At 50.2% G+C, this 13384-nt stretch carries 9 protein-coding genes and 1 pseudogene; 8 read left to right on the forward strand and 2 right to left on the reverse strand.

The window, feature by feature from the left end:
- Nucleotides 1-211: 211 nt before the first annotated feature.
- From QUA00_RS32175 to rodA, 5 genes are all read left to right on the forward strand, one after another.
- Entirely contained in the window at nt 212-829 is a 618-nt protein-coding gene (locus tag QUA00_RS32175; protein ID WP_333143243.1) for an IS607 family transposase, read from the forward strand.
- Entirely contained in the window at nt 732-1910 is a 1179-nt protein-coding gene (locus QUA00_RS32180) for a transposase (RefSeq protein ID WP_333412470.1), read from the forward strand. The genes QUA00_RS32175 and QUA00_RS32180 overlap by 98 nt, the downstream gene beginning before the upstream one ends.
- Nucleotides 1911-2180: a hypothetical protein gene (locus tag QUA00_RS32185; RefSeq protein WP_333412472.1), complete on the forward strand. Its 270-nt coding sequence runs from the start codon at nt 1911-1913 to the stop codon at nt 2178-2180.
- A gap of 61 nt (nt 2181-2241) precedes the next feature.
- A complete protein-coding gene (locus QUA00_RS32190) occupies nt 2242-2589 on the forward strand; it encodes a VOC family protein (RefSeq protein WP_333103068.1) in 348 nt (115 codons plus the stop codon).
- Nucleotides 2590-2922: 333 nt separating this feature from the next.
- The gene (gene rodA, locus QUA00_RS32195) at nt 2923-4182 is read left to right on the forward strand and encodes a rod shape-determining protein RodA (protein WP_333412474.1); all 1260 of its coding nucleotides are present in this window, start codon (nt 2923-2925) and stop codon (nt 4180-4182) included.
- Between the two features lie 465 nt (nt 4183-4647).
- Here the strand turns inward: rodA and QUA00_RS32200 are convergent, their stop codons facing one another.
- Complete coding sequence (locus tag QUA00_RS32200; RefSeq protein WP_333412475.1) at nt 4648-6015, reverse strand: proton extrusion protein PcxA; 1368 nt, start codon at nt 6013-6015, stop codon at nt 4648-4650.
- Between the two features lie 52 nt (nt 6016-6067).
- Between QUA00_RS32200 and QUA00_RS32205 the strand changes: the two genes are divergently transcribed.
- Complete coding sequence (locus QUA00_RS32205; RefSeq protein WP_333412477.1) at nt 6068-8278, forward strand: recombinase family protein; 2211 nt, start codon at nt 6068-6070, stop codon at nt 8276-8278.
- A 385-nt stretch (nt 8279-8663) separates the two neighbouring features.
- Nucleotides 8664-11918, forward strand: coding sequence for an Ig-like domain-containing protein (locus QUA00_RS32210; protein ID WP_333412478.1), 3255 nt, complete (start codon nt 8664-8666; stop codon nt 11916-11918).
- Here QUA00_RS32210 and QUA00_RS32215 read toward each other — a convergent pair.
- A complete protein-coding gene (locus QUA00_RS32215; protein ID WP_333412480.1) occupies nt 11911-12246 on the reverse strand; it encodes a hypothetical protein in 336 nt (111 codons plus the stop codon). The genes QUA00_RS32210 and QUA00_RS32215 overlap by 8 nt on opposite strands.
- 13 nt (nt 12247-12259) lie before the next feature.
- On the opposite strand from QUA00_RS32215, the pseudogene QUA00_RS32220 reads away from it, so the two are divergent.
- Nucleotides 12260-13384, forward strand: a pseudogene (locus QUA00_RS32220) (calcium-binding protein); the annotation flags it as partial.

The raw sequence follows: 13384 nt of genomic DNA on the forward strand, positions 1-13384 counted from the left end.
CACTCCTAAAAAAGCAGTTTTTTGAGTAATATTACTGATTGACAAATGCAATTAAGTCTTAACTTGTCACCAATGGTACAGCACCATCAAAGCCAAAACTCTCAGCGGTACAGCCGCGCTGCTGACACAAAGTAAATGATTTCCTGGAATGTTCTGGTAAATTCCGGTAAAGTCTGGTACTATAGTTTGAGAACAAAAATACCACCTAGCGATGACCAGATATGTCACACCGCGAGAAGCTTGCAAAATCCTGCAAGTCTCAGACAAAACCCTTAGAAACTGGGAACTTGCCGACAAAATATCAGCAATCAGAACTCCCTCCAACCAGCGACGCTACGACATCGACAGCGTTCTCGGAACCGGACACGACCGAATTACAGCCATCTACGCCAGGGTCAGTAGCTACAAACAGCGCGAAGACCTCGATAGGCAAGTCAGCTACCTCCAAAACCTCTACCCGCAAGCCAAAGTCTTCAAAGACATCGGAGGCGGACTCAACTTCAAAAGAAAAGCGCTGCTTGCCCTTCTGGGACAAGTCATGTCAGGAGACATCTCAACAGTTGTGGTGGGACACCAAGACAGACTGTGCCGGTTTGGTGGCGATCTTATCAAATGGATCTGCGAGCAAAACAATTGCCAACTCATGGTTCTCAGTAGAAACGAGCTGTCTCCAGAACGAGAAATGGTTGAAGATATCCTTGCCATCATCCACGTCTTTAGCTGCCGACTCTATGGTTTGCGAAAATACAAATCTGCTATCAAAGAAGATTCGAGTTTACCCGGAAACCAAGCTAGCAGCGAAGTGGAGGACTTGGATTGCAGCAAGTAGATGGTGTTATAACCAAGCAATTGCTATCCTGAGAGACGAAAAAATTGGCAAGTACGATTTAAGAAAGAAAGTGATGGACTCGGCTCCCAAGTGGGTGTCAGAGCAGCCTTATAATCCCCGACAAATGGCAGTGTTTCAAGCTTTTGAAGCACACAAGGCTGCGAAGAAAGTCAAAGGAACGGCAAAGTTTAGGAGCCGTTTCGACACATCTCAAACTATCCGGTTCCAAACATCTAACTGGAAGTTAGGTACTTTTTACCCAAATTCTACCAAAGGACTAAGTTTTAAAGCATCAGAACCAATCGTTGAGGTAATGCAGCACGAACCAATACTCAGCTTAATTAACAGGCAGTGGTTGATCGGCTATGCGATTGACGCACAAGTAATGAAACCAATTAATAGCGATTTGGTTGTCGCGCTAGATCCGGGTGTCAGAACTTTTCTTACTGGTTTTGATGGTAGTGACTTCATCGAAATAGGAAAAAACGATATCGGTCGTATCTATCGCCTAGCAAGGCATCTAGACAAATTAATGTCCCGTATTGGAGTAAGTAAAGGGAGAGAGTTCAAGCGACTAAGGTATTGCCTGCGAAAATCAGCCGCCAAAATCAGGATCAAGATTAAAAACTTGGTCAATGAATTGCATAAAAAAGCTGCCAAATATCTAACAAGCAAGTACAAGTTAATTTTTTTGCCAACCTTTGAGACGCAACAAATGGTCAAGAAAGGTAAACGTAGGTTGGCGACTAAAACGGCTAGAGCGATGGTTACATTGAGTCATTATCGTTTCAAGCAAATGTTGAAGCATCAAGCCACCAAGCACGGTGGTGTTGTAGTAGACGTAACGGAAGACTATACATCTAAAACTTGCTCAAAATGTGGACATATCCATACTAACTTGGGTGGATCTAAAATCTTTAAATGTCCAAAATGCGGACACACCCTAGAAAGGGATAAAAATGGCGCTTTCAATATTTTGTTGAAAGCTTTGAGAGATACCTCCTTGACAGGAGAGCTTGCTGCTTTTTCTGTCTTGCCATACACGGTTATTCCGGGATTAGTCCGGGATTTACCGGGTTAAATGTATCTGTACCGAGAACGGGGAGAATTTGACCAAGCCCTGCCGCACCATCCAGAAGCAATCGAAATACTCGATCGAACCAGCGCTAAATTAGACCGAGCCGAAGCTTGCTATCAACTAGCACTAACAGAACAAAAACTTGGTAACATCGAGAAAACCCAAGAAAATTTTGACCGCGCCATTCAACTGTTCAGCGAAATGGACGCCAGTAAACAAGTAGAAAAAGTACAGTTAGCTGCGACCCAAAAAACTGAAAAAATACCTAATTAATCCAGCAATAAATCAGAAAATAGATACAATAAATGAAAGAACAACCATAAACTTTGTAGATATGAAACTAAAACGATTGGGACACGTAGCCGTCTGCGTGCAAGACATAGAGAAGTCTGCTGAATTCTACCGCAACTTGGGTATGGAGTTAGTCTGGAAAGATCCAGACTGGGCTTATTTGAAAGCAGGAGAGGACGGATTGGCGCTGTTGAGTCCGAGTTACGACCAAGCAGGGCCGCATTTTGGGTTTGTATTTGACGATCGTACCGAAATGGAATCCGCCTACGAACAACTCAAAGCCGATGGTGTTTCCGTCACCCACATCCACGAACACCGCGACGGTACTGCATCCTTCTACGGCAGAGATCCAGATGGGAACGGCTTCGAGTACCTTTACGAACCGGCCTGACGATTCTAGGGCTTACGAATCAAAACCCAAGAAACCGGGTTTTTAGCGGTTTCTGCCAGTTGCAGTGCGTCTTTTCGAGAAAAACCCGGTTTCTGACCACGTGCGATCGCGAACTAAATTAAGTAAACGCCCAGAAAACAATAGAATACCCAGATACCCGGTTGGGTGTTCCTTCTTCCGTTCCCGGAACATCCCTACAACTCCCCGAATAATCTGAGGTACTTACACCGACGCTTCTAAAGTAAGGTGCAGGCTGTGAATCCGAAATATATCCACAACTTCCGAAAATCGGCTCCATAATCTAAAATCTAAAATCTAAAATCTAAAATCCTCATGTTGCAGAGAATACAAGTCAGAAACCGCTGGAAATCAATCTTCAAACCCTGGGAAGAAGCAGACCCTTGGCTGTTTGGCGCTTGCATCGCCCTCACCATCTTCGGCGGAATCATGATCCGCAGCGTCGAAATCAACCAGGGACTGATCGACTGGTGGCGACACTGGGTAACTGGGGCAGTTGGTTTGTTCCTCGCCATCATCATTTCCCGCTGCCGCTACCAAATACTGCTTGAGTGGAAATGGCCGATTTACATATTAATCAATTTATCGCTGATTGCAGTGCGGTTTATCGGTACTACAGGGCTCGGTGCCCAGCGGTGGATCAACATCGGCGGCTTCTACCTGCAACCGTCAGAATTTGCCAAAGTAGGCATGATCGTCACTTTAGCAGCTCTCCTGCACGAGAAGAGTGTCCCCACAGTCCGGGATATGTTGAGGATGCTGGCGATTATGGCTGTACCTTGGGGATTGATATTTGCCGAACCAAATTTAGGTACTTCCCTAGTGTTCGGCGCGATTACAATGGGGATGTTTTACTGGGGTAATGTCAATCCCGGCTGGCTAATATTGCTATTCTCTCCTCTAATCTCTGTTCTCCTCAATAACCTGTCTACACCGATTTGGGTAGCCTGGGTAGTTGTTGCGGGTATTATCGCTTGGCGAACCCTGCCTTGGCCTTGGCTGGGGACTTTCGGTGCTGTGTTGGTGAACGTTGTTTCTGGACAAGTCGGACAGCTTTTTTGGAATGTACTCAAGGATTATCAAAAAATGCGCCTGACAGGGTTTTTAAACCCCGAGAAAGACCCTTTAGGCAGCGGATATCACTTGATTCAATCTCGGATTGCTATTGGGGCCGGGGAACTGAAAGGCAGGGGTTTGTTTCAGGGAACGCAAACTCAGCTTAACTTTATTCCCGAACAGCATACGGACTTTATCTTTTCAGCTATTGGCGAAGAATTGGGGTTTATTGGCTGCATTTGCGTGCTGTTGGTGTTCTGGATAATTTGTTTCCGGTTAGTGACGATCGCTCAAACTGCTAACGATAATTTTGGTTCTTTGCTGGCGATCGGCGTACTGTCAATGTTGATTTTTCAGGTGTTCGTAAATATTGGGATGAACATTGGCTTGGCTCCGGTTACGGGCATTCCCCTGCCTTTCCTGAGTTACGGGAATGCGTCGCTGCTGAGTAATTTTCTCGGCCTGGGACTGGTGGAGGCGGTGGCAAGCCAGCGACAGCGCAAGAAGCGTTGGAATTAGGTCATTGGTAATGGGTTTTGGGAATGCGATCGCCCTTAAGTTTTCGAGGCTAGGAGGGCGATCGTATTTTTTTTCGATCGACCTAGCCGCATCTAAATTTTACGTTTCCTGAGCCGAGCCTTTAGGACAGTCAAGTTTGATAAAATTCTTGTACGGTGCGCGCGAGAACCCGCCAAAAAATAAAATTTAGAGGCAAAACAGCTTAAGTATATCAACTTAATTAAACCACTTCTGACGCAAACAATAAATGCTTTTATGCGCTATGGGTAAGCCACTCTCTGTGCAGTGGAGACCCTACTGAGGACGTTCTTAATCGCTGAAACCATTGCCATTATTACATCTTTTTTTCTTCTTCCTTCCTGCTTCCTGCTTCCTTCTTCCTTCTTCCGACGGACATCGGACTGACATCCGTTACATCCGTTACATCCGCTACAAAATCCGTTGCCGAACTTCCTTCGCCCCTGATTACTCGTTCATATTCTTGTACGTAGCAACAGCCGAAGGCGAACTCCGGTTTAAATAACGGAATATCCAATACTTAAATACCGTATCCAAGATCACTGGAAACGTCGCAATGAACAAAAATATGAACTGCCTATTTTCTGGTAGTCCCAAATGCCTCGATAAACCTTCGAGAATTACTTCCCAACCATGAGGCGAGTGGAATCCGACAAACACATCTGTAAACAAAATAATTACGAAAGCTTTCGCACTGTCGCTGAGGCCGTAAATCACATCGTCCATGAAAGACTTTAAAATCTCAATCTCTTTCTTGTTAGTGACGATAATCGCGGCAAATGCCATGCAGGAAATCAAATCAGCAAAAATATTTTTAATAGCTCCCCCACTTTCAGATCGGTATTCCTCCGCTAGTTCAACTGCTTTCTCGGCAATCTTCTTTTCCGTTTCCTCTAAAGAAAGCGACGGAGCAATGCCTATTAACCTTTCAAATTTGAGGTGTTGCTCAAATCTCTCCAGTTCTTGGAATGCTTCTTCTTCCAGGTTAACATTTATGAAAAGTGGAGCATTTTCTTTGCCTCTAAAATGGTCAACTACCGGACCGACTAAAAAGTTTTTGGCAATTTGATTCGTCAACAGCGGAACTAAAATCAAAAGCAAAATAAATCTCAGAGAAATAATTGTTTTTACTTTGGAATTGCGAAAATTCTTAACTACTTCTTTTTCAGCTCCAGGGTCTAAATCTTTAGTAATTCGATTCAAAGTTCCCAGAAGCGATCGCGGTAATAAATTCACTTCTTCATAGTTAGTGTCAACCTCACCATCGTGAATTTGAACAGAATTAGCTGAACCTTTATTTTTTGGATCCGGTGGAGAGCTGCTATTTGTTGTAGATTTGGTATGCAGATTTACTGAACTGACAACCGGAACAATTGCCGTCGATCTACTATTATTAATATACTTGTCGATGACTCCATCAATAAACTCTAGCTTCTCAAATATAAGGGAGGCGGTATCTTTATTGTTGAGATGTAATCCGTGCTGGTGATGATCCGCGCTGTGCCCCGTTTTCGGTTGGGCCCCCACTCGCTCCGGCAGTTCCAAAAAAGAACGGCTAGCATTAAACTCAACCATTCGGGTTTGGATGACCTTGAGGTATTTTTGCAGCTCGGATTTAAAGTAAGACAGGGTGCTTTGTCCGTATTCTCCCGAACGATCGGAGATTGCTTGACCGCCAAAATGCTCGTCTTCGATCGCCTTAATTGCTAACGCAGCATCGTAGGCCTGTTCGAGAGCCCTCTCAGGCGTTTCTCGATACCATTGGTGAAGGCTGTAGAGATATTTTACAATCCTGTGCCACGGAGAAGTATTCATAGCTAAAGCTGGTTAGTTGGCTGTAGACATTAGTGATTAAAGTATTCACAGTATGGTAACAAATTTACATAAATTGGGAACCGAGGTCTCGGATTCAATTTGGATTGTCGGATCTGCCCGCAGCGGTAAAACCACTCGTTTAGTCGAGCAGTTCTGCATTTGGAGCAAAACGGTCAAGCCTTTGCCCACAACAGTTTCAGGGCGATCGAGTTCCGGGCGGCGGCGGGCTGGACAAACTGCCCCAGCAATTTTAGTCTTAGCAGCTAACGGAGACAACCGGCTAGAATTGGCCGATCGCATCGCCGTCGCTACCGAAGGAAAATATACCTTTCACTCCACAACACCCTTCGGTTTTTTTGAGCAGGAGGTATTGCTATTTTGGCCGCTGCTAGTTCAGTCGCTGGATTTGAGGGCTCAATTTCCCCTGCGGCTGCAACCTGAAACAGAACTGGAACTTGCCGCGAGACTCTGGCGTCGCGAACTAGACGAAGGCATTTTGCAACAAACAGGGGTAAGCCCAAACCGAATGGTGCGTCGAACACTTGACTTATTACAACTTGCTGCTGTCAGCGGTACGCCCAGAGAAGAGATTCCCAGCATTCTAGAACAGGGATTTGCTGGTGACGGCGGCTCGAACAACCTATGGACTAGCATGGGAGAGTTGCTCGAAAGGTGGCGGGAATGGTGCTTGACGCGGGGGTTCCTGACTTACGGGATTGTTTGCGAACTCTACTGGCGCTATTTGTTGCCGGATGCCAGTTACCAGCAGCATTTGGCCTCTAGATACCAAGCTGCGATCGCAGACGATGTTGACGATTATCCCGCGATCAGTGGCCATTTGTTCGATCGAATGCTCGACTTTGGTGCAGCGGGGGCTTTCTCCTACAATCCAGATGGAGGAGTGCGTTTGGGCTTGGGGGCTGATACGGAATACCTAGCCCGACTCGAAAGCCGCTGTCAAAGCGTGGAAAATTTGGACGCAAAAGCGGGTTTAGCCCCAGAGATTGCAGATTTAGCGGTAAGTTTAGCAGTTAATACTGAGGGTTTTTATCCTTTAGGCTTGAGTTTGCCCGGTAAAGTTCGATCGCTCCAAACCACTTCCCGGGCTCAACTGCTGCGAGAAACCGCCGAAATTATCGTGGATGCGGTGAAGTCACAAGCCGTGGAACCGCAGGAAATCGCCGTAATTGCCCCTGGGATGGATGCGATCGCCCGTTACAGTTTAACGGAAATTCTGGCGCGATCTAATATCGCGGCCGTATCTCTCAACGATCAGCGTCCCCTCTCGACTACCCCAGAGATTCGAGCTTTACTCACTTTGTTAGCCTTAGTTTATCCGGGACTCGGCCGTTTAGTTGATCGAGACGGCGCAGCAGAAATGCTGGTAGTGTTGGGCAGCCAGAAACACAGTTCATTGGAAACAGAAGATTCCAACTCGACGTTCAATCTAAAATCTCAAATTCACAATCAAAAATCGATCGACCAAGTGAGAGCCGGTTTAATCGCCGATCACTGTTTTTGCCCAGATATCGATCGACCTCAATTGCTGCCCATTACAGCTTTTCCCCGGTGGGACAGAGTGGGACACCGAGCAGCCCGGGCCTACGAGCAGATTGTGGAGTGGATCGAACAACAGCGATCGCAACAGCAGGAGCGGCTGTTGCCGAGTCCAATTGCCCTACTCGATCGAGCAATCCAGAAATTTCTCATGAACGACAGATACCTGCCCTACGATCGGCTAGCAGCCCTGCGCGAGTTAATGGAAACCGCCACCCACTACTGGGAAATCAACGGGCGAATGCAGCGCGTAGAACCCACAAACGGCGGCGACTCAGAAACGATCGCCCGGTTCATCCAGTTGTTGCGCCAAGGAACCGTCACCGCCAACCCCTTTCCAGTGCGTCCCGAAGGCCCAGCAGCCAGGGCCGTCACCCTCGCCAACATTTTCCAGTACCGCAGCAGCCGCCGCGCCCACAAATGGCACTTTTGGCTGGATGCCGGCTCGCCCCTGTGGCTGAGTGGTGGTGCGGCGACATTGTTTGGTGCTCCCTTATTTTTGCGATCGCAACTGGGGCGCCCCTGGGAAACCGAAGAGGAAACGGCGGCAGACCAACAGCGGCTGCGGCGAATTCTGCTAGATTTGTTAAGTCGCTGTTCCCTGCTTTACCTTTGCCACAGCGAACTATCCGTCAGTGGACAAGAACAAACCGGGCCGCTTCTGCCCCTAATTAACAGCTCTGTTTCTTGTCAGCAGTCAGCATAAGACAGTCGGCTTCTGCTGGCAAGGGGCACATCTGTATTCAGCCTTCGACATTCGGAAAGAAAAAATTCTGACGGCGAAGATTTTTATTTATTCGGCTTCTGGATAAATACACTGGGCTGACTCCCAGCCGGAATTCTAGGTTATATATCGAAGTGGCGCGATATTAAAGTATACCCAACCTAGGCATCAAAACGTGCAATCATTAATATTTTGATATCAAAAGATGCCCCGCTTAAAAAATATCTATAGCCGTTGCAGTTTTGATTTAGTATGTTAGAAATGATGGGGTTATTAATCAATTTTAAGCCAGATTTGTGGCAACAAACTGATACTAATCAGTTCTTAAAGTTAATCGGGATCGTCGTCGTTTAAAGGAGCCAAAATAATGCCAAGTGCAGTGCCAGCAGTAATTATACCACCAACACCAACACCAGAACCACCTCCAACACCAGAACCACCTCCAACACCAGAACCACCTCCGACGCCGCCAACACCTCCAACCCCAGCACCACCTCCAACACCTCCAACACCTCCCTCCGGGGACGACACAATTGGCGACATAGACGACACAGGGGGCGGAGGCCAAGGTACCTCGCCCGGAATCATCGGCGGCGTAGTCCGTGGCACAGAAACCAACGACTCCTTAGTTGGCAGTCCCGGGCCCGACGTGATTTCCGGGCTGCAAGGCAACGACAACCTCCAAGGAGCCGACGGTGACGATTTAGTATTCGGGGGCGATGATGACGACGTGCTGTTCGGCGCGCCAGGGAACGACGTTCTCGACGGCGGTTCAGGACTCGATACCGTGTACGGAGGCAAAGGCAACGACTGCCTCGACGGGGCAAATAACCCTGACCTGCTGTACGGCAATGACGCCAACGACACGGTAATCGGAGGCGAAGGCAGAGACACGGGTTATGGGGGAAAAGGCAGCGACAGCTTGCGTGGGGGTTCTGGCGACGATAGCTTTTTGGGCGATCGAGGCGACGACATCCTGTGGGGCGACCAAGGCAACGACTCGCTCTTCGGTGGCGACGGCGAAGACTTGCTATTTGGCAACGAAGGAGGCGACTGGCTATACGGAAACGCCGGCGGGGACACATTTTTTTCCGGCGACGGCGACGACATCGTATTCGGCGGCGACGGTGATGACATCGTGGACGGCGGTGCTGGCAACGACGTTCTTTGGGGCGAAGCAGGCAAAGACATAATCGCAGGAGGCGAAGGCAGAGATGTCTTCGTTATCGGCGCCTTCAGTTCCCCCAGCGGCAGCAGCGACGGCACTAACCCGGCATTTCTCACCACAGGCGGCCCCGATATCGCCGATGCCGACATTTTCACAGACTTTCGCCAAGGCGAAGATTTAATCGGGTTAACCGGCGACCTCAAGTTTGAAGATTTGGTAATCTTCCAAAGCACTGAGACGAAAGCCGGCAGTACGATTATTCGCAACGGCGTCAGCGGCGACTTTTTAGCAGTATTGCCTGGAGTAGACAGCAGAACCCTAGGGCGAAGCTCATTTGTAATTGCCCCCACAGTTCCCGGCAGCGCAACTCCCCTTCCCCTACCGACACCGACAGGAAGTCCGACACCGACAGGAAGTCCGACACCGACAGGAAGTCCGACACCGACAGGAAGTCCGACACCGCCCACACCGACAGAGCCGGTGCCGACGTTCCCGACGCCGACAACAGGAAGTCCGACGCCGACAGGAAGTCCGACGCCGACAGGAAGTCCGCCGCCGACGTTCCCGACGCCCATCTTTAACCAACCTCCAAGAGCAGTTAACGATAACTTCACCACGGTTGCGGGTAAAGAACTCAGTTTCAACGTTCTGTTGAACGACACTGACCAGGAACAAAGCGCTCTGACTGTCACGACTTTTACTCCAGCAAGCAAAGGGAGCGTGAGTCCCGTGGGCGGTGGCGTATTCAAATACACCCCGAATCCGGGCTTTTTGGGTACTGACAGCTTCAGCTACTCGATCGCAGACGGCAGCGGCGGCACAAGTAAGGCGGTAGTAACCATCAACGTCAGTAGCCCGCCGCAGCTAATAATTAACGACGGTGTGGTGGTTGCCAAAAGTAATCCTATCCAGACAATCACTGCCGCCGATTTGTTAGTCACAGATCCCGACAACAGCCCCTTGGAAATCGTTTACACGATTACTAAAGCTCCCGATGCTACCAGAGGTTTTGTCCAAAGGGGTAGCACCTTTCTCAACGTGGGCGGCAAATTCACCCAAGACGATATCAATAACAACATCGTCAAATACAACTTGCTGGCAGCAGGTGGCAGCGACACTTTCACGTTTACAGCCTCCGACGGATCTGCAACTATCGGGCCGGCATCCTTCAGCATCACGGTGGTAGATAATATTGTCGATCGCAGCGCACTCCCGGCCAGCAGCTTTACAGGCAGCAACCTCAGCGACTTCATCCTCGGCGGGGCCGGCGACGATACCCTCTCTGGGGGCGACGGCAGCGACATCATCGATGGCAGTGTCGGCAACGACGTCGTATTCGGTGAAGCAGGCAACGACTCGGTGGTGGGTGCGATCGGCAATGACACCGTTGACGGCGGACTGGGCAACGACACCGTTGACGGCCAAGACGGCATAGACTCGCTGATCGGCGGGCTGGGCAACGACCTGATGTTCGGCGGCAATGACAATGACAACCTCTTGGGCGGTGACAACAACGACACCATTGACGGCGGAACAGGCAATGACTCGATGTTGGGAGAATCCGGCGAGGACTCGATACTTGGTGGCGCCGGGATTGACACCTTACTTGGTGGCATTGGCGACGACTCCCTTGAGGGCGGTGCAGGGGACGATATCCTCGACGGTGGACTGGGCAGAAACTTGGTCGATGGCGGTATCAATAACGATTCCATCTTGGGCGGCGACAACGATGAAACGATGTTGGGTGGACAAGGCAACGACACGGGACTCGGAGGTTCGGGCAATGACTACGTGTTGGGCGAGGCCGGCAGCGACTCCCTCGACGGCCAAGCGGGCGACGACACTCTCGACGGCGGTGCCGGCAGCGACTGTCTCAGCGGCGCCTTCGGCAATGACTTGGTATTGGGCGGCGATGACAACGACTCGCTTTCCGGCGGTGCAGCCAATGACATTTTGGGTGGCGGTGTCGGTTCTGACTTGCTCACCGGCGATGCTGGCAATGATTTCTTCTACTACGAAACTCCCAGCGAAGGCGTGGACGTGATTGCTGACTTTAACGCTAACGGCAGCGAGACCGACAGATTCTTGTTCAGATCGTCAAATTTCGCGGGTTTAACCAACTCAGGAACTACTCTCGATTTCACCAGTTTTATCGTCAGGAATATCGGGTCTAGCGGCGACGACATCAGCAAGCAATCAGTCATTTTGTTTGAATCTAAATTTGATAACGCTCAAGCAGTAAATGCAGTGTTGAAGAATCAAAAGGGTTCGAGCAAAACAGGAGCTTTCTTCGTGTACCTGAACAATACTTTTAACAAGTACGTTCTCGGCTTCGACCCGAATGTGGCAGATGACAGTCTCCCAGCTTTCGATTTGGGAGTGTTGAATTCTATTCCTACAGTGCCGGGAGCCCTCAGCACCGTCATTACTGCATCTGACTTTAAGTTTATTTAGTAGTTAGTTTTTGAGTAGCGTCGCAAGGAGTCGGAACAATGCCAAGTGCAGTACCAGTAGCTTTTCCCCCACCGTCGCCGTCCCCGGCACCGTCGCCGTCCCCGGCACCGTCGCCGATGACGGGGACTTCAACAGGGATGACGGGGACTTCAACAGGGATGACGGGGACTTCGACAACGATGACGGGGACTTCGACAGGGATGACGGGGACTTCGACAACGATGACGGGGACTTCGACAGGGATGACGGGGACTTCGACAACGATGACGGGGACTTCGACAGGGATGACGGGGACTTCGACAGGGATGACGGGGACGGGCCCGGACATTTCGATCACCCCGGTGCCGCGGCCACCTCTGACAGTTCCAACCCCTCCCCCACAGCCACTTTTTGTCGATGGCTTAGTTGTCGCAAATGACGGCAGTAACTATTTAATCGGCAGCTTGTTCAATGACACGATTTCCGGGCGCGGCGGCGACGACACGCTTCTGAGTCGGGACGGAGACGATATAGTCAGGGGCGAAGACGGTAACGATTCTCTCAACGGCGGCGCTGGTAAAGATATTGTTGAGGGCGGGCGCGGCAATGACACGGCGCGGGGCGGCAAAGGCGATGACTTGGTTTCTGGCGACCAAGGCGATGACCTAGCTTTTGGCGACCAGGGGAACGATGTTGTCTTGGGTGCTGAAGGCAACGACTCGCTGTACGGCGGTAAAGGCAATGACTGTCTGCGCGGTGGTGGCGAGGACGACCTGATTTTTGGCGACAAGGGCAGTGACACCCTTTTTGGTGACACTGGTAACGACTGCCTGATCGGCGCTCGGGGCAATGATATTTTGTTGGGCCAGGAGGGCGGGGATGTCATCACCGGCGGTGTTGGTAACGATACTGGTGACGGCGGCGAGGGTGATGACCTGATCTTCGGGGGCGACGAGAATGATTCTTTGTCTGGAGATGCTGGGGATGATGTTCTTTCGGGCGATCGCGGATCGGATACTCTGACAGGAGGCGACGGATCGGATATCTTTGTTCTCGGTAGGGTGGGCACGTCGCCGGGTAGCAACGGGTTTCTCACTACTGGCGGCAGCGAAATCGGCGATGCTGATGTAATTAGAGATTTTAAGGCGGGAGATTCGATCGGTCTGGCTGGAGGTCTGAACTTTACAGAGTTAGAAATTTTCCAGGGCCAAGGCTCGAATTCTAGCAACACGATTATTAGGGACAGGCGAACTGGGGAATTTTTGGCGGTGTTGATTGATGTTCGATCGAACTCGCTAGATGAATCTCGGTTCACTACAGGTCAAATACCCCGCGTAAACGACAATCCCTTCACCATTGAGGGGACAACTCCTTCTAGCGGCGGGACAACTCCTGCGGGCGGCTCGACAGCTCCTGCGGGCGGCTCGACAGCTCCTGCGGGCGGCTCGACAGCTCCTGCGGGCGGCTCGACAGCTCCTGCGGGCGGC

The organism is Microcoleus sp. T2B6, from assembly GCF_036700475.1.
Classification (GTDB): Bacteria; Cyanobacteriota; Cyanobacteriia; order Cyanobacteriales; family Microcoleaceae; genus Microcoleus.

What these genes read in the sequence shown, in the direction of transcription:
- QUA00_RS32175 (WP_333143243.1), top strand. Translation starts at nt 212, where the DNA reads ATGACCAGATATGTCACACCGCGAGAAGCTTGCAAAATCCTGCAAGTC.
- QUA00_RS32180 (WP_333412470.1), top strand. Translation starts at nt 732, where the DNA reads ATGGTTTGCGAAAATACAAATCTGCTATCAAAGAAGATTCGAGTTTAC.
- QUA00_RS32185 (WP_333412472.1), top strand. Translation starts at nt 1,911, where the DNA reads ATGTATCTGTACCGAGAACGGGGAGAATTTGACCAAGCCCTGCCGCAC.
- QUA00_RS32190 (WP_333103068.1), top strand. Translation starts at nt 2,242, where the DNA reads ATGAAACTAAAACGATTGGGACACGTAGCCGTCTGCGTGCAAGACATA.
- rodA (WP_333412474.1), top strand. Translation starts at nt 2,923, where the DNA reads ATGTTGCAGAGAATACAAGTCAGAAACCGCTGGAAATCAATCTTCAAA.
- QUA00_RS32200 (WP_333412475.1), bottom strand. Translation starts at nt 6,015, where the DNA reads ATGAATACTTCTCCGTGGCACAGGATTGTAAAATATCTCTACAGCCTT.
- QUA00_RS32205 (WP_333412477.1), top strand. Translation starts at nt 6,068, where the DNA reads ATGGTAACAAATTTACATAAATTGGGAACCGAGGTCTCGGATTCAATT.
- QUA00_RS32210 (WP_333412478.1), top strand. Translation starts at nt 8,664, where the DNA reads ATGCCAAGTGCAGTGCCAGCAGTAATTATACCACCAACACCAACACCA.
- QUA00_RS32215 (WP_333412480.1), bottom strand. Translation starts at nt 12,246, where the DNA reads ATGTCCGGGCCCGTCCCCGTCATCCCTGTCGAAGTCCCCGTCATCCCT.